This is a genomic window from Pseudomonas quasicaspiana, from assembly GCF_021147825.1.
GTDB lineage: Bacteria > Pseudomonadota > Gammaproteobacteria > Pseudomonadales > Pseudomonadaceae > Aquipseudomonas > Aquipseudomonas quasicaspiana.
In genome coordinates this window covers 28500-45735 of the sequence record NZ_JAGTPI010000049.1, presented here as the reverse complement: position 1 = coordinate 45735, position 17236 = coordinate 28500, and the positions used below count along the sequence as shown (strand labels likewise).

Below are 17236 nucleotides of genomic sequence, written 5' to 3'. Positions count from 1 at the left end.
GACCCTTCGCGAATAAATTCGCTCCCACGGATTTTCGTACGGCTTCAGGTTCATGAAGAGCCTGTGGGACCGAATTCATTCGGGAAGGCGGCATTCCTGGCGACACAGCTACATCGAATGTACCGGACCCTTCGCGAATAAATTCGCTCCCACGGATTTTCGTACGGTTTCAGGTTCATGAAGAGCCTGTGGGACCGAATTCATTCGGGAAGGCGGCATTCCTGGCGACACAGATACATCGAATGTACCGGACCGTTCGCGAATTAGTGTTTGCAGGCCACATAGAATCTCCCCAAAGGATTTTCGCCTGCAAGATTGCGTGAAAACAGCGATATCGGCTAACGCAGCAAGTCCACATTCTCGTTGATCCGACTTTGTATCGTATGCAGAGTGTCCGGGGTGATCATGCCTGGGCATACACGCTCGGCGATAGCCGAAAACTGGCTGGCGATGCCGCCAATGCTGTCAATAATCTCGCCCGCGATATCTACTGAAACTTCTGCTTCGTCTGCAAGGTTGAGTAGCGCATTCCGGTCGATTGCCAACGCCTCGCCCATCACGTCCATCTGGTGATAACCGCCAGGCCCCTCACAAAATGTGACGTCGTAGGCAGGTGCGAGTCGCCATGTACCTGACGATGACATGACATAGGCGAAGTTTTTCGGATGGTCGTCGCGGTTGTTGAACGCAATATTGAAAACGGCACGCTGGAAGGCAATAGCTTTCTCCCGTACATCATTGGTGCACATCTGCGTTGCCCGCAAAAAGTTGACATAGTCCAGCGCACCTGGAGACGTGTAATCAGCTCCGGTAAAAGCCGCAAGGCTCTGCATGGGCACACGCTGGCCGTCTATACGATCAAAACGTTTGCTCGCGAAGGCTGCCAGGCCATTGGGCAGACTAAAGTGCTGCGTCTCGGGGGTCTGGATGCCGCACATGCGGAGGCATTCGGCGTAGACCATCTCGATAGCGCATACCTCCCGGTGTTCGTCTTTTGCGGGGAATTTGATCAACCAGGCTTCCAGACCCGGGCTGTCCGCAGCAGTGGTGAAGGCTCCGCTCTGAGGATCACGATAGACCAGCGCCTTGGGTCTGGCACCTTGAGGCGAGCCCCCCACCAACAGCAGCGCCTGCAGAAAATCCCCGCCTTCGCCATTGAGAACGTCCTGAATCTCAGACGCAAGCAGCTCAAGGGGGATATGCACTTTCGGCTCCAGCGCCTCGGGAGCCACGGGTTCAAACGACATTGCGCCCATGGCATGGCTGCCAATATAAGCCAGCCGCTCTAGCGGTCCGATACGTGCGACATTGAGGCCGCGGCGTTTGAACAACCTGTCCATAAGCAGCATGCCCCAACCATCCGGCAATGAGTCATAGACAGGACCTGGCAGACCGAACTGGTGTGACGCAAATCCTCGACGCAGGCGTGCACCCTCTAACGGAAGGGTGTAGGACGATAACTCCAGGCCTTTGCCCCGAGCCTCATTGCTGTACTCAAAAACAATCTGTGGGCGACCGGTGATAGCCGTTGTAGACACAAGCGTGCCCCATAACCAGCGCTCACCCCAGCCGTTGTAGTAGACGTTGATTTGCTCAAGCATCGCCGGACTTCCCTCTCACCCGATGACGATGCGCAGTGCTTTCGTATCGGTGGATATCTTCGAGGCTGTCCAGCTTTGGCAAGAACAGCCCTTCAAGTTCCTTGCTTCGCCCAAGCACCATCGCGACACGAACAAGACTCTCGAACCCGACATTGCGTCCGGCTTCAAGATTGGCAACGGTATTGGTCGCCACACCGGCGCGACCGGCCACGTCAGCTTGCGTCATCTGTTGAGCAAGACGCTCCGTGCGCAGGCGCTCACAGAGTCGTTTAACAATCTCACTCGGCTTGCTGAAGCTTAAATCCAACATAACGTCTTCCGGTGCTGGGTGCTGCATGGAACTTGAAACTATAGACTAGCCTCGGCCTTATCAATACTTAATTCCCTTATTTTTGTTTTTAAATCCATAAATCGACTATAAACCACAATATACTGATATTAAAAATATCATAACCAAGATGTTTCCTGTATGAGCGCCCCGTCCAGAGGCCCCGCTGTGGTACAGCAAACACGGACCCTGCAGGAGTGAGCTTGCTCGCGATAGCGTCAGCCCAGACGGTAATTTCTTAACAGGTCTTCCGCTATCGCGAGCAAGCTCACTCCTACAGTCCAATGTTTACGATGCGACAGCGTTTCATTTATCGGGAATCAAACCGCAGGAAACGTCGACTCGATGCAGTCGATCAGCACCTGGGCGTTAAACGGTTTGCTCAGAAAGCCCACGGCGCTGCCGGTCATGGCGCGTTGCCGTACGGACTCTTCGGGGAAGGCGGTGATGAAGATAGTGGGGATCTGCAGACCCTGACGCGTCAGGTGCTCGTGCAACTCAACGCCACTCATGCCGGGCATTTGCACGTCGGTGATGAGGCAATCAGCCGTTTTCAGAAAGGGCGAGATCAGGAACTCCTCGGCCGAGGCGAACAGGCACGCGACGAAACCCAGAGAGCGAACAAGACTGTCGATGCCAGTGCGGACTGCGGTGTCGTCATCGACGACCGCGATCACCGGGGATTTAGCCAAAACCAGTTACCTTCAATAGCCATGAGTAGAAGTGCCGATGATCTGCGCACTCATGGCCTGCACGGTAACCAGCAAGGCACGTTCCTGAAATCATACCCACGTATAAAGCACGGTTTAAAGCGACCGACGGGCGAAATACTGACCGTGTGGACAGTGATTGCGCCCGACGATTTGTCAGCGCATATCTGCGTATGGCGTTACGGCTTCAATAGGCATCGGCAGATTGCCTTGCCACACATCGAAGGTGTAACGCAGATAAAGCATGGCGCGACTCGGCGCATAACCTTCGCTGTGTTGCAGTGCGACGCCTGAGCCAAGCACAAGGTGGTCACTCAAACGTCGTTCAAGCGATGCCTGCAAGCGAACACTTGCGCCAGAGCTACTGCTCGCGGCTTTGGTCAACGTGGTACTGCCATCGATATCCAGTCCGGCGTCCGAAGCCTGGCTGAAGAACTTGCCAGCCGGGCCATCCAGCGGATACAGATCGCTGCTGTCGGTTTTCGAGAAGGACCAGCCCACTGAGCTGTCCAGCTGAACGGACCAGTTGGCATTGCGCCAGGCATAACTGAACGGCACACCGATCGAATAGTACTGCTGCGGGCTGTAGTAACCACCCTGCCCCAGTGTGTATTCACTCAAGTCCTTGTCGTAGCCCCAGTACATCAAGGTCAGGCCAGTGCGCATGCGCTCGTCGGCACGGTCCATCAAACGGTAGTAATAGCCGGTCATTGCCGTGAGCCGCTGATTGTCGACCACGTTGGTACCACGCAACCAATGGCTGCCAAAGCTGGCCCATACACCATCAACGCCACCTTCGTCATGGCTTAGGCTCAGTGTCAGCCCATTGCTGGTCACACCGCCCCAGCGGGTTCCGGTCACAGGATCGACAGCACCTGCGTAGGACACGACGGAGTTGCTCACCGGACGACGCGAGGCGGTCAGGGTCCAGCCGATGGATTGCCAATCGCTGCTGTAGGCGACGCCACCCAGCCAGTTGCCGACTTCGAAGCCTTGTGGCGTATGACCCAGATCAACGGCCCACTGAGCGTTTTTCCAGCCCACCGCCAGGCTCGGCCCGGAGGTACTTTGTGAGGTGCTGCGACAGCCGTTGGCGACCAGCGCCCCGGTGGTTCGGTCTCGAAACTGAACCGCACAGGTGCCGAATGCCTCCCGGTGCAGGCCGTCGGCATCGGTATCGAAAGCAGTGGCCTGCAGATCGACCTGCTCAGCCTGCACAAAACCCTGCCCCGCGGCAAAGGGGGAGTCGATGCGCAAAATAGTGGTCTGGGTGGTGAGGTCGGAAATCCCCGGCGCGGTATTGTCGGTGCGCCAGGCAAAATCGCGGTACACATTGACCGTTGGATTCTGCTGTTTATAGAGCTCGTCGACTTCACTGCGCAGACTGCGTGGCAACCAGTCATCGGCGTCCTTGGCACGGCTGGCCCCAGTCATTGCCAGGTTGTCCCGCGGACTGCCTTGCGCAGGTGAAATCAAGCCAGCCGAGGCCATGCTGCGGGCGTAATTATCCAGTGCCTGTTGCGGATGATCCTTAGCCATCAGGCGGGCAGCATCGCGGTACAACAAAGGATCGGTCTGTGGGGTTTTCAGCAGTTGGGCAAAGATCGCATTGGCCTTGTCTTTTTCACCCACGGCGGCCCATGCGTTGGCCAGACGGCGTTGCCAGCTCACCGAAGCGGCCGGGGTCACGACGATGCTGTTCAGCGCTACGTCTGCCTGGGGCGTGCGCGCCGTTGCAATCTGCACTTCGATCAGCCCCAACTGCGCTTCGGCATTTTCAGGATCGGCCTTGAGCACTTTGCGGTAATCGCTTTCAGCCTCAGGATAGTCGCCACGCTGCATGGCCCAGTCGGCCAGCGTGGCGAAATCGTCCAGAGTCGGATTGGCCCGCAACAATGCAATGGCCTGCGGCTCGCGCCCGGCATCACGCAACTGCTGCGCCTGGGCCAGCAATTGCCTGCGTTTGATCCGCGCGGCCAGCTCGCGCATGTTGTCCGTCCAGGCCTTCGCGGGAATCTGGCCGAGACTGCTCAGTACCTCGCTGTCGCGATTCAGATTGGCCAGATACAGACCGTGTGCGTAACGCGCTTCAGGATTGCTACCTTGACGGGCCAGCAGTTGGCGAAACGCGTCATCCGCTTCGACCGGTTTACCCAATGCGATTTCGGCTGCTGCAAGGCGATAGGTCAGCCACGGATTATCCGGGTCCAATTGACGGATTTTTTTCAGCACCAGCACCAATTGCGCCCAATCGGAACGTTCGCTGAACACATCGGCCTGCAGGTTCAAACGCTCGATTTCAAAGCTCTGGCGCAAGGCGGCGAACTCGGATTGGTTACTGGCGGGCAAGCTGTCGAGAAACGCTTCGGCTTTGGCACTCGACTGCCCACGGTACAAGCGCACCAGTGCGCGCAGCACGCTGGTGTTGTTTGGTTCAGCCTTGCGTGCTTGCAGTAACAGCGCCTCGGCACCGATATCATCGGCCTCGCCGAGGGCCACGGCTGCCAGGCCCATCAAGGGTGCGGCAGCCTTGGGATTGAGAATTCGTGCCTGCTGGTACGCTTTGCGCGCCTTCACGTAATCCTTGCGCTGCAAGGCTTCGTCGCCTTGCTGAAGGATCATCCAGTTGCGGGTCAGCAACTGCAGGTCCTGCCATTTGCTGATGTAATAGGTGTCTTGTTCTTTGGTCAGCGCAGTGGAAAACGCCTCAAGTGCTGCCGGGTATTTATCCTGGCGCATCAACGATGTGCCCAAGGCACCATACAGACTCGAATCTTGCGGATAGGCTTTAACGGCGCGCCGCAACAGCACTTCGGCCTGAGCGCTGTCAGTGCCCTTGTCTCGTTCCAGCAGACGCTTGGCCTGGGCCCCCGCCTGCCATGCGGGATCGGCAAGCAGTCGTTGCTGTTCGGCCAGCCGCTGGGTAGCTTCCTTTCTGAACGACGAATAAGGGTAGTAATCGAGAAAGACCTGCCAGTTTCGGGCCGTTTCAGGGCTCACCGGCAAGGTGTTCAGGTAGATGAATTCCCGCTCTGCGGCATTGTTGCTCGCCTGAGGATCAGCTGCCAATTGATGCAGCACCGCCAGCGCCTGATCGTTACGACCTTCGGCAAATAACAGGCCGACCAGCATCTGCCGCACGCTGGCATTGCCCGGGTAGTCGCGATCAAGGTCTTTCAAATGCTCGATGACGGCGGCCCGCTGGCCGCTGATGCGACTACGGGCGCTCCAGTATTCCAGCGCAGAAGGCAAGTCCGGCGGCTCTTTGCCGAACAGTTGTTCAAAGGCCTCACTCGCTTGATCGAAACGTCCGGCAGCAGCAAACAACCGCGCTTGCTGTAACTGCCCCGCACCTTCCGAGCTGTTAAGCCGGATCAGCGCATTTGCCTGACGCAGCGCCGCCGAGTCGGGCCCCTGCTGACGCAAACGGGCCATGAGTTGCTCAATCCAGGCGGTATTTAGCGGCGCACTTTTATCAGCCAGTGCCTGGCGAACCTTGCCCACCAGAACCTGCGGATGATTGGGATCAATCAGCTCCAGCCTCGCCAGGGCATCACGCACCAGATCGTCGCGATACAAGGCTTCGCCGATACGCGCCTGTTGCAGCAGCCACTGCTGTTGATCCTGAGGTGCAGGCGCTACGGTTGCGCTGAGCGCCGTGCCATACCAGCAGGACAAGGATAATGCGCCGCACATCGCCAGTGCCTTGAGTGCACCTTTGGGCAGCAGCCGGTAGCCGGAAACGGGTGGTGGATTCACTGTTTGCATGACGATGTCCAGGCTGGCTGCAAACGTCCGTCCTTATCGAATCGATACCGCTGTTCGTCCCAGCCTTGGCCGAACATCAACAGCGACTGATTGTAATAAGCGTCAGCCAGCGGCGGCGCGGTACGCAGCCGCTCACGCTGGGCACTCAATGCAGCACTGTCGCCGTTCAGCAACGGCAGAAGGGCCGCCGAAAAACCGGCAGGCCCCGTGCCAGTGGACTCGCCAGTACCAACGGCGACCTGCTCAGGCACAAAACCCCGTTGTCTGGTGGCGTCGATCATGGGTTTGAAGTGCGCGAGCAACGAAGCACGCTCCGGCGCATCGGACGCCAGCATCCCCAGCCAGAGGTAGACACGAATGGCGTCGTAACTGCCTTTTGCTCCGTGCTCCTGGGCCACTGCGCCTTGCCCCGCTTGCCACACCAACCAGTCTGGAGCGAAGCCTTTTGGCGAGCCTTCGATCCACAGACGCCGGGCGTTTTTTGCCACCTCATCCCAGACGGGGGCGATCAGCGCAAAGCGAGCCAACAGTTGCGGCGGCGTATAACTGGGGTTCAGACGCCAACCTTGGGGCGACTCAAAACCTTTGTCTCCCGGCAGCAGCATCAACCCCAGACCCGGCAGCTTGCGCAAGGTCTGCGCGGCACTGCGCCACAGCAGATGGTTACCCAATTGCAGGTAATCAGGCCTGCGCCAGAGCCGTCCCGCTTCCAGCAGGCTGTACGCGATCCACAAATCCGAGTCACTGGCATTGTTGCTGTCGAGCACCTGCCACTTGCCTTGCGCGCTGAGGCCCCATTTCCAGGCTGGCAGATGATCGTCGAGATCACCGCCTGCGAGGTTGTCGCGCGTCCAGTTCAGCAACCGCTCAAAGCTTTCCCGGTCGTTGGCCACCAAGGCGAAAAACAGTCCGTAGCTCTGCCCTTCCGACGTGGTGATCTGCTGCGCGGAGGAGCGGTCGATGACCCGGCCATCAGCGCTGATAAGGTGCTGCCTGTAACTCTCCCATGCGGGCCAGTTACACGCAGGCGCACCTTCGGCCTCCTGAGTCAGAAATGACAAAGCAACGGTGGCCAACAAAAAACCGACCCCGTTCACTGACTTATTCCTCATAAGCCAGACGGCGACGAGCCGCCCACTGCAACATGCGCCATACCAGGAAAGCACTGAGCAACACGCCGCCCACCGCCATGAAGGCCAACAGCACGGGATGCTCGGAAAGCTTGAACCAGAGCATCAGCCACCACGGTAGCTCACCGACGAAATACTGATCGCCAACTGCCTGGCTGCTGACGCCACTGCTGCGGATCAAGGCGACCGAGCCAGCCACAGCGTCCATCTTGCCGCTGTCGTTAAGCGTCTCGCGTAGCAGACTGAAATCAGCATCGGTGGTGGCCAGCAGCGCGACAACACTGCGCTGGTCATGGTAAGGCGACTGCAAGCCGACGATTGCAGCAATCGGGCCCTGAGCCGAGACTTCGACACGGCTGGCAACCGGGTTCCCCTCACCCTTTATGGCTGCATAACCTGGGCCTTGCTGGTTAGCCTTGAGCAACCAGTTACGGGAGCGATCCAGCAGCAGATTCATGTCGTGGTTGTCGCGCATATCCGGGGCGAACGAGCCGAGCACCAGCAGGTCCGCGTCGTATCTGGACGCCTCTTCCCAGTTATCGCTGAGTTTGAGGTTCAGGGCGGGCAAGCCCGAACGTGCCGAAATTCCTGCGACCGCTTCCAGGTAAGTGCTCAGTTGTACGGCACTTGGCCGGGACGGCAACAGCACCATGGTTTCGGACAGATCCGCCATACGGCTGTAGGGGAAACCACTGCGCGCAAAGGCCGCCAGATCAGGCATCGCCATGTAATGGTGGTAACCCGACATGTCGATGGTCGACTGGTCATCGATGACCGCCTGGGTGTCCACCGGCAACGATGTCTGGCAGCGGTCACGCTGGGAGCCGCTGTTGGTCGTCGCGAAACTGAAATTAAACTTCAGGGTATTGCGGTCACCGATCTTGAGGGCCGGAACCGAGAGGTTTTCATTGACGTTGGCTGACTCGCTGGACATCACCGCAAGGCGTAACTCTTCAAGCCGGTCATTACTGTTGACCTGCAATGGCAGGCTGGTAATGAACTGGTTGTTGAGGCTGATGTTGAGGCGCGAACCATCGTTGTACGCGGGCGGCGTGTAGCGGTATTTGGTTTGCAGCGGGATACCCTGATTGCGCCAGACGAACAGGTCAGGCGGCAGGTTGATGTCCAGGCTGATCGGCAACGGTTGCAGACCGCTGACACGCAACTGCTCGGGGTACTTGATCAACTCGGCAAAACGTACCGGGCGATCAGTGCGCATCCAGTTTGGCGCGTCGTAGGGCACGCGGGGCTTGATCTGTTGCAGCTTGTCGATGACCACGCGCTCGCCACGAAACAGATCGCCGCCCAACGCCAGCGCCTGAGCGGCGGTGACCAGGTCCGCGTCGTCACGTCCCAGCACCAGCAAAACCTTGCTGAAGCGATCGTCAGGGTTGTCGATCACCTGCACCACGGGCGCATCCACCGCCGGGAATTTCTCCAGGTCCGCCAGAAACGCCGGACGATGGGTGTTGGTGGCGAAGACAACGGATGACGTCACTTGACCAGCGCTGGCAGCAGGCAACTGATCCGACAGTACCGGGAAGGTCATGGCGCGCCATGAAGACAGGCTGCCGAAATACGAGGCCAGAATCCCGGCAGCGCGCTGTTCGCCCAGCGTGGGGGCAGCAGCGAACACCATGTTCAACACCGGTTTTTCATAACCGCGAGCATCGAAGAAAGGCATCGGGAAGTAAGACAGATCGTTTTTGACGATCAACGCCTGCTCTCTCAACGCGATCTGGCTGTTGCGTCCAATGCTGACCCACAGCGCAGTGTTGGACGGTTCCTCACAGATATCGGTGTAGTGCCCTACAAACTCCAGCCGGACCCGATTGAAGTCGGTGATCAACCGGGGATCAAGCTGAATCGGACGAACCACTTTTTTGCCCAGTTGATCCTTTTCAATCGGGATGACGCTCATCAATACGTCATTGAGGTAAACCCTCAAGTGCGACAGCGTCGGCAGTAGCGCCGGCGAAGGGGTGTATTCGAGTTGCAAACTGGCATCGCTGGCGATGCGGTCGCGGCGCATGGTGAACTCGAACTGATCGGTAGTGTGCGTACCCAGCAAAAGGCTGTCCGCGGGGCGGCCCAGTTGCAAAAAGCTGCGAGTGACATCCCAGCCTGGCGTCGCGCCCGCCACCGTGAGGTCCGGAGTGGAAACCACAGCAGTCCCGGCTTGGGCACAGGTCATGGCCACCCACAGCAGACTCGCCAGGGTGAGATTAAAAGAGCGACTCATGGGGCACTTACCGATCGGGAGGATGAGGAATAAGGTTCGGATTTGGCAAAGCGCGGCACGTAGCTGAGCAGCCACGCACACGTCGTTACAAAGGGGCGCGTAATCGCACGCAGCCAGGCAGGCAGGTACTGATAAAGACGGTAATAACCGCGAGCGCCCAGGCTCAGTACATCAATAAAACTGTGCAGCGGACGATCAGGGGTGAAATCTTCGCTCCAGTTCAACCACGCATCAGCGCGAGCAAAGGTGCATTGTACGTAATCGATTTTCTGTTGCGCAGACAGTTCGTTAAGCGAGATACCGATGAAGTTCTTGTGGCTGCGACTGACAATCCCGGAGAACAGAAACTCGCGCTCGCCACGCTGCATCAACAAGCTGACCCGCTCGCCCATTGGCAAACTCAGTTGCGCGTCCAGCTCGATGCCTGCGCCACCGTCGGAGTAGTCCACCAGCATGCCGGGGTAGAAACGTCCGTTCGGTAAACGCACAGCAGCAGGCAATTGGGCCTGGACGCGATGGGTTTCACGCACCTGACGCACCTCGGCAGCAATCGCCACCGCAGCGCCGACAATCAGCAGGTTGTAGAGCACCCAGAGCATGCTGACCAGAATCGTGCCGACCTCATTCGACGGGCCGGTAAACAAACGCCACACCGCAAAGCCCAGGCCAAGAACATTGAGCGCCGCCAGCACCAGGTAAGGCCGTGCGATCCCCCAGTCGAACTGGTTCTCGCTCATCAACCCACCTTTGGCGGTCACGTTGAACTTGCCTTTCTTCGGGTTGAACAACGCCACAGTCGTAGGCCGTGCGATGTACCAGGCGAGCACGGTTTCATAGACTTCGCCCCAGAAGGTCAGACGATGTTCGCCCTGCATTCTGGAGTTGGTCAGGCTGGCATGGACCATGTGCGGGATCACGTACAGAACGATCATCAGTGCGGGGGCATAGATGATGTAGGCGTGCAGCAGGAGGAATGCCAAGGGGGCGGTGAGAAATACCAGCCGCGGCAGGCCCGCCAGAAAGTGCAGCATGGCGTTGGCATAACAGATCCGCTGAAAGATCGTCAGCCCCTTGCCCAGCAACGGATTATCCGTGCGGAAGATCTGCGCCATGCCCCGCGCCCAGCGAATTCGCTGACCGATGTGCGCCGACAGGCTTTCAGTTGCCAGCCCCGCGGCCTGAGGAATCCGCACATAGGCCGAGTTCCAGCCCTGGCGATGCAGTCGCAAGGCGGTATGCGCGTCTTCGGTAACGGTTTCCACAGCAAAACCGCCGATGTCATCAAGGGCAGAACGACGCAGTACAGCGCATGAGCCGCAAAAGAACGCGGCGTTCCACATGTCGTTGCCATCCTGGACGAGGCCGTAAAACAGCTCACCTTCGTTGGGGCGCTGCCGGAAGGTGTCGAGGTTGCGCTCGAAAGGGTCAGGCGAAAGAAAGTGATGCGGCGTCTGTACCAGCGCCAGCTTCGGGTCGCGCAGGAACCAGCCAACGGTCAGTTGCAGGAAGGAGCGAACCGGCACGTGATCGCAATCGAATATCGCCACCAGCTCGCCATCGAGCTGCTGCAACGCATGATTGAGGTTGCCGGCCTTGGCGTGTTTGTTGTCGGAACGGGTGATGTAGTTCACGCCTGCCTGCTCGGCAAACAGCCGAAACTCGTCACGCTTGCCATCATCGAGAATCGATATGCGCAGCTTGTCGTGCGGCCAGTCGATACCCAGTGCGGCGTACACCGTGCCGCGCACGATGGACAAATCCTCGTTGTAGGTCGGGATCAGCAGATCAACGGTCGGCCACAAACGTGTGTCACGCGGCAGTTGCGCGGGGGGCCGCCGCAGAGGCCAGCAGGTCTGGACATAACCGAGCAACAGCACCAGCCAGGAATAGGTTTCGGCGATCAGCAGCATGACGCCGCAGGCCAGATCCAGTGGGCTGTCCCAGTTCAGGGTTGCGGTGTAACGCCACCAGAGATAACGGCACGAAACAATGACCGACAGCATGATCAGCAGCAGTGTCGGAAAACGCCCTGGCACACGACGGATCAACATCGCCACCGCCCACAGCAGAATCACGAACAACAGTTGCGAGAAATAGCTGAAAGGTTCGGTGATACACACCGCAACCAGCAGCAAGGCCACGGCCGCGCAGAGATAACTCAGGCAACGCTGCTGGCGAGCACTCAGGGTTTGCCACCATTTGGCACTGCCATGCACTGACTGGCTCTGAGTCATTTGTACCGGCAAGCCATCCAGCAAAGTCCCGAGGCGCTTCCAGACGCTCCGATTAATCTGACCGGTCGTGCGCAGCCACTGCGGCACTGCACGGCGGCGATAGCTCGGCCAGGGCCGGAACACCAGCAACCAGAGGCTTTGCAGGGCTATGCGCAAGGGATCCCCGGCACGCGGCTGCTTGCCCGCCAGATGCGGATACCAGCGTTGACGTTGTTCCAGCAGACGTTGCCAGACCGGAGATTCCAGCCGCAAAACCAGCCAGCTCAGGCTGATCAGAGACGCCAGCAAGAATGCCGTCGGTGGATAGCAATCGTACTGGCGACGCAGCTGCATGTAAGGGAAGTAGCGCGCAATCATGCCAGCTCACCGCGGCGCGTCAGGCACCAGGTCGCCAGACTCAGAGCGTCCTGGGCAGCCAGACTGTCAGGTGCGTATTGGCCGACCGGTTGCTTGAACGCCAACGACTCACTCAACGCCTCATCAGCATGCACCGTGAGCGGCAAAAGACGCGATGCGTGACTCTCGCGCCAGATCAGCAGCAAGTCGCGCTGCAACTGGCTGCCCGGATCAAAACGATTGACCAGCAACGGCAGCGAGGACGCGGACGCGGACGCGGACGGCTGGAGCAAGAGCACATGACAGGCTGCATCCGCTTGCGCGATCTGGATCGGAAACTGACACGGGCCGATCGTCGAGTGGCCTGTCAGACGTTGCGGCATGTCGAACAGGATCCAGTCGTAGTGAATGGCCAGATTCGCCTGACGTCGACTCCAGAGGAACGGATCATCGATCAGTTGCCCTTCGATGAGCATGCTCTCTGCATGGGTCAACTGCCCATAGGGCAACAGCTGCAATGTCGGTGACAAGCTCCAGGCCTGACCATACCAGTCCTCACCGTCCAGCATGGCCCGGGCCCACCCGCCACTCTCTGCCACGGGCAGATTGAAATGCAGGCGCAGCATGTTTTCCGGGCACATATCGATCATCAATACGCGCTCGCCCAGGCTTTCAAGGGCATAACCCAATGCCGCCAGCAATGAGCTGGTGCCGACGCCGCCGCGAATGCCACGCAAGCTCAGGGTTGTCACGATTGCGCCCCGAACCTGTTTTTGCGGATCGGTTGATGGGCCGGCAAATCTTGCGTCGGCTCGCCAGGGATCGTCAGATCAACCAGCAAAGGCCAACGCTGCAAGGCACGGCTCAGCTCCATCTGCGCAGAGATATCGACATACTCGAGGCTCGGCAGACTCAGCTCGACTTTAAGTCGGGCAATATCATCGGCTCGCTCGTTGCGCGAAACCGCCTGCTTTTTCACTTGAACCTTTGCGGGTAAGGCAGCCATGCGCCCTTCTCCTTGATCCGAACGTAAGGCTTGCCGGCGTAGTCGAGTACTACGGTTCCGGAGTTTTCCGAGACCATCGGGGTCTCTGGCAGATTGGCCAGGAGCACTTTCCAGTCAGGTATCAACCCTTCCCCTTGAGGCGGGGCGGCATACAAGCGCGAGATGATTTCCGAGACCGCCAGGTAGCTGCTTGGTCCGGAGATGTGCAACGGTTCCGGGCGCGGATTTTTGCCCATGCCGATCAGCTTGATGCCGACCGGAACATGGGTAATCGACGGGCTCGGAATTTCGCGCATGCCGTCGATCTGCATCCGGTCGCCATGCAACGCCGCGCCGTGCTCAGGGACGATCACCACCGCCACTCTTCGGCCGCTCTTTTCCAGTTCCTTGAGGAACGCGGCAAGGTCGTCGATCAGGGTTTGCGCACGGGGTTTGTACTCGGCGCTTTTGGTACCGCCATCGGCAGTGAGCGCGCGGTTGCCGTCATGCAACGTCGTGGTGTTGTAAAACAGCGCCACTCGGGAGTCAGCCTCCCCCTCGCGGTGCTTCCACCATTTATCCAGAACGTCCCGATCACGCAAGACCGGCGAGCCGTCAAAGCCCACTAGCGTCCGCGGGAGATCCGACGTACTGACTGCAGGGCCAGGCATTGATCCCTGAGCACGAACCTCGTCCATGAAACCTTCGAACTGCCCGGTGTGATTGAGCATGACCTCGCTGTCGAAGCCCAGCTTGCGCAGATCATCCATCAACAGGCATTGCTCGGGTGCCACGCCATATAGCTTGTTGTGTGGCTGCTGGCCGCAGCTGGCACGCAACAGTCGAATGGCAGCGGGACCGCTGTAGGAAGTGGCCGAGTTGAAGTTGTCGAATACCACGTCCATCTGCTGCAGCAACTTATTGTCCCGCATGCCCACGGCGTCCAGATCATCCCAGGCCATGGAGCAGATGTTGATCAATAGCAGGTCGAACGGTTGGGCGGCCGATGCCGACGGGACAAACGCCACCTGTCGCCCTGCCTCGGAGCTGTAGAACTTCTGCAGGTAGCTATCAAGCGTCTTGCTGTCCGGCTCGGCAGCGCTGATGGCAGCGACAGGTCCGGCCACTGGATTGACCGGCTGCGGAACGGGTGCATGCATCGCCAACAATCCCGAACCGCCCAGCCAGGCAAAACCGGCCAGGGTCAGGGTGGTCAGACGCAGCCACTGACGGACGAAGAAATACCCCACCATCAGCAGCAGCAACGCCCCGCACAGGTTCCAGTCGATGAAGCGACCAGCCAGTTCCAGCAGGTAGTCACCGGTGAAGTTCAGGACGCCAGGCTGATCCAGCAAACGACTGAAAGGCGGAAGCCAGGTGTCTTGATACAACAACGCTACGCCTACCGGTATCGCAATCACCGTGCGCAACAGCGCCAGATATCTATTGCGCAGCGGCACCAGCAATACGGCGGCGAAAACCAGATTCGGCAGGATTTGCAGATTCAGGTATCCAGCCCAGAGCAGCGCAAGCTTGATAATGAAATACAGGTTCCACAGCCCCAGACCGGGCCAGGTCCAGACAGTATGGGTACGCACAGGGGCGGCGCTGACGCTCTCAGGATGGATCATGAGCGTCACTCACGGTCGGCGCAGCGGATACGCGTCGGCGAACGCCGCGGGGTTTCAGATAACGCGGGGGCAAGTAACGCTGGAACCACAGTTTGAGGCTCAGGTGAAAACGGCCCAATACCAGCATCAAGGCCACGGTCAACAGGCAGCTCGCCGCGATCACCTGCAACAGCTCGGCATACTTCATGAGCAGTGCTCCGACAACGTCAACGTGATCCGCTGCGGTATATAGCCGACCTGGATAATGGCCTGGGTCAGATCCGCTGTGACCTGCTCCGTGGCAAGGCGGGAAGTTTCCAGCAGCTGCGATGCGTCCAGGAAGTCCTGACGCGGCAGCATGTCTACCGCAGAAAGCGACTTGCACTCAGTGAACAGGTCGCGCCAGGGCAAGCGGCAAATGTTGCCCAGCGCCGGTTCCAGGCCGTCACCGCGACAGGCGAACAGGAACAGGTAAAACACGCCGTTGACCACACAGGCTACGTCGCCAAAACGCCGCAAGCTGATCTGGTTCAGGTACTGATCAATGTTCAGATCGCCTCGCGGCCGAAGGCTCAGCAGTTGGTGAACCAGCTCGCCCGAGGCACCGCTATAGACTTGATCCAGCAAGGCGATGAATTCTTGCGGCGACACAAGACCGCGCTGGGCGGGCGGGCGCAGTCGTTCGAACAGCGACTGGAAGTCGGGCGTCTGACGGTGGTGCCAGGTCAGGCCCTGCACGCTGTCGACCATGCTCAGGAAGTTCGCCAGTTGAGTATTGGCTGGCACAATCAGGTTGGCACCACACGCCAGCAACAGGCGCTCATCCCGGTAGCGCAGGCAAGGCTCCATCTCGCGCACAATGATTTTCAGGGCGACGCCACAGTGGTCTCGCAAATGATGCAACTGCCGGGCAAGCGGTTCGACTTCGCTGTTGCTCTCCAGCGCCACGATGACGCTGGCAGCACGAGCGTGTGCCGCCTGTTCCAGCAAGTCACTGCGCTTTTCAAACAGACGCCACTGCTCCGACAACGGTGCAGTGCCCTCGAGCACCGCACGTTGCGTGAGGTAAATGCGTTGGTCGTCGGTGCGCACCTGAAAAGGGCTGGACGAGGGCGATTTGCTCTGGGCAAACGCACCGTCTGTCACGCTCAGATCGAAGGCCTGCGCGGCGCAGACGCCCAAACCGCTGTGCCAGTAGTTGAGCTGATAACGCACACCGCCGTCCTGGCGATACAGCTGCGCCAGACCGGAAATCTGCTCGTTGAGATCAAGCAGTTTTTCATGCAACTGCGGGGCCTGATCACTGCACAGCACCAGCAGTGTGCAATTGCGTTTAACCAGCCATTGACGGGTACTTTCACACCAGCGTTGCAGTTCCAGCCCGGTGAAGTTCTCCAGGCTGTCAGCCGACAACATGAGCACCAGATGACTGTCACGTGCAAGATTGATGCGGTGCAGATCTGCCGTCAGCGACGTGAGAAATTTACGGGCCGACCCGGGAACAGCGAACAGGCGTAAGGCGGACGGACCACAATCTGCGTCCATGGATTCGACGACTGTTTGAGGGTCGATATGGGTACTGACCAAGGTGGCCAGATGCTGTTCGGTCAGCGCGGACAGGAACTGTCGGGCGAGCATGTCAGCATCCGATGCCAGATCCAGTGCGATCCAGTACAAACCTCCCTGGCGCAGCAGCATGTTCTCATCCTGCATCTGCCGGATGGCTAATGTGACATGACCCAAACGCGCTACCCCATCAATTCGAATGCACAGGCAACCCTCAGACCGAAATGGCTGAACGTTGGCAGAACTACAAGACTTTGAACTACAAAAAACGAGGCAAGCGCTCGTCAAGGCGGCGCGTTTGATACGCGTCGAACCTCAATATTCAGAGCGTGTAAATGAGTGCGATCATCCCCACCGCGCGATCTGATTCCTTCAACAAACCAGCCATGGCAGTGAACATTCATTCCGTGTGGCGCGAATAATGTGCCATCAAAGTGACACTGTCAATAATTTGAAAAGCTTGTTGTGCGCAACGGACGAACGGTAGTGGCGTGTCGTTTTTTTGGCGATATAAAACCGTTGCAAACTGTTACATAGCCTGAGAACAGCTCAAAACCGCTCCTATCAAACAACACGTAACTATCTGAATTACGCAAATCCTGTGGGACCGAATTCATTCGGGAATGGGCCAGTACATCCACTACATAATCTTCGTCTGGAATGCTGTCTTCCCGGATGAATCCGGTCCCACCAGCCCTCTGTTTACCGGGGCAGCTCTAAGGGTGA

Annotated in this window: 12 protein-coding genes; all 12 read right to left on the bottom strand. The window is 58.6% G+C overall.

Annotated features, from left to right (window positions below; translation table 11 throughout):
* Window positions 1-338 precede the first annotated feature (338 nt).
* The 12 genes from KDX30_RS22495 to bcsE all read right to left on the bottom strand — a co-directional run bounded on the left by KDX30_RS22495 (window position 339) and on the right by bcsE (window position 16687).
* Window positions 339-1601, bottom strand: a complete 1263-nt coding sequence (locus KDX30_RS22495; protein ID WP_122394608.1) for a type II toxin-antitoxin system HipA family toxin — start codon at window positions 1599-1601, stop codon at window positions 339-341.
* Window positions 1594-1911, bottom strand: a complete 318-nt coding sequence (locus KDX30_RS22490; RefSeq protein WP_122394607.1) for a helix-turn-helix domain-containing protein — start codon at window positions 1909-1911, stop codon at window positions 1594-1596. Before KDX30_RS22490 ends, KDX30_RS22495 begins: the two co-directional genes overlap by 8 nt.
* 338 nt (window positions 1912-2249) lie before the next feature.
* Window positions 2250-2621, bottom strand: coding sequence for a response regulator transcription factor (locus KDX30_RS22485; protein WP_231677538.1), 372 nt, complete (start codon window positions 2619-2621; stop codon window positions 2250-2252).
* Between the two features lie 174 nt (window positions 2622-2795).
* Entirely contained in the window at window positions 2796-6407 is a 3612-nt protein-coding gene (bcsC, locus tag KDX30_RS22480) for a cellulose synthase complex outer membrane protein BcsC (RefSeq protein WP_231677537.1), read from the bottom strand.
* Window positions 6395-7519 (bottom strand): cellulose synthase complex periplasmic endoglucanase BcsZ, encoded by a 1125-nt coding sequence (gene bcsZ / locus KDX30_RS22475; protein ID WP_406643967.1) that lies wholly within the window; start codon window positions 7517-7519, stop codon window positions 6395-6397. Before bcsZ ends, bcsC begins: the two co-directional genes overlap by 13 nt.
* A complete protein-coding gene (gene bcsB, locus KDX30_RS22470; RefSeq protein WP_231677536.1) occupies window positions 7509-9779 on the bottom strand; it encodes a cellulose biosynthesis cyclic di-GMP-binding regulatory protein BcsB in 2271 nt (756 codons plus the stop codon). The genes bcsZ and bcsB overlap by 11 nt, the downstream gene beginning before the upstream one ends.
* Entirely contained in the window at window positions 9776-12370 is a 2595-nt protein-coding gene (bcsA, locus tag KDX30_RS22465; RefSeq protein ID WP_406643966.1) for a UDP-forming cellulose synthase catalytic subunit, read from the bottom strand. Before bcsA ends, bcsB begins: the two co-directional genes overlap by 4 nt.
* Complete coding sequence (gene bcsQ / locus KDX30_RS22460; RefSeq protein ID WP_231677535.1) at window positions 12367-13101, bottom strand: cellulose biosynthesis protein BcsQ; 735 nt, start codon at window positions 13099-13101, stop codon at window positions 12367-12369. The genes bcsA and bcsQ overlap by 4 nt, the downstream gene beginning before the upstream one ends.
* Window positions 13098-13355, bottom strand: coding sequence for a cellulose biosynthesis protein BcsR (gene bcsR / locus KDX30_RS22455; RefSeq protein WP_049827026.1), 258 nt, complete (start codon window positions 13353-13355; stop codon window positions 13098-13100). The genes bcsQ and bcsR overlap by 4 nt, the downstream gene beginning before the upstream one ends.
* Window positions 13325-14965, bottom strand: a complete 1641-nt coding sequence (gene bcsG, locus KDX30_RS22450) for a cellulose biosynthesis protein BcsG (protein ID WP_231677534.1) — start codon at window positions 14963-14965, stop codon at window positions 13325-13327. The genes bcsR and bcsG overlap by 31 nt, the downstream gene beginning before the upstream one ends.
* Window positions 14952-15152 carry a cellulose biosynthesis protein BcsF gene (gene bcsF / locus KDX30_RS22445; RefSeq protein ID WP_231677533.1) on the bottom strand — a complete coding sequence of 67 codons (201 nt, stop codon included), beginning with the start codon at window positions 15150-15152 and terminating at the stop codon, window positions 14952-14954. Before bcsF ends, bcsG begins: the two co-directional genes overlap by 14 nt.
* Window positions 15149-16687: a cellulose biosynthesis protein BcsE gene (bcsE, locus tag KDX30_RS22440; protein ID WP_264760363.1), complete on the bottom strand. Its 1539-nt coding sequence runs from the start codon at window positions 16685-16687 to the stop codon at window positions 15149-15151. Before bcsE ends, bcsF begins: the two co-directional genes overlap by 4 nt.
* Between the last annotated feature and the right edge of the window lie 549 nt (window positions 16688-17236).

What these genes read in the sequence shown, in the direction of transcription:
- KDX30_RS22495 (WP_122394608.1), bottom strand. Translation starts at nt 1,601, where the DNA reads ATGCTTGAGCAAATCAACGTCTACTACAACGGCTGGGGTGAGCGCTGG.
- KDX30_RS22490 (WP_122394607.1), bottom strand. Translation starts at nt 1,911, where the DNA reads ATGTTGGATTTAAGCTTCAGCAAGCCGAGTGAGATTGTTAAACGACTC.
- bcsC (WP_231677537.1), bottom strand. Translation starts at nt 6,407, where the DNA reads ATGCAAACAGTGAATCCACCACCCGTTTCCGGCTACCGGCTGCTGCCC.
- bcsZ (WP_406643967.1), bottom strand. Translation starts at nt 7,519, where the DNA reads ATGAGGAATAAGTCAGTGAACGGGGTCGGTTTTTTGTTGGCCACCGTT.
- bcsB (WP_231677536.1), bottom strand. Translation starts at nt 9,779, where the DNA reads ATGAGTCGCTCTTTTAATCTCACCCTGGCGAGTCTGCTGTGGGTGGCC.
- bcsA (WP_406643966.1), bottom strand. Translation starts at nt 12,370, where the DNA reads ATGATTGCGCGCTACTTCCCTTACATGCAGCTGCGTCGCCAGTACGAT.
- bcsR (WP_049827026.1), bottom strand. Translation starts at nt 13,355, where the DNA reads ATGGCTGCCTTACCCGCAAAGGTTCAAGTGAAAAAGCAGGCGGTTTCG.
- bcsG (WP_231677534.1), bottom strand. Translation starts at nt 14,965, where the DNA reads ATGATCCATCCTGAGAGCGTCAGCGCCGCCCCTGTGCGTACCCATACT.
- bcsF (WP_231677533.1), bottom strand. Translation starts at nt 15,152, where the DNA reads ATGAAGTATGCCGAGCTGTTGCAGGTGATCGCGGCGAGCTGCCTGTTG.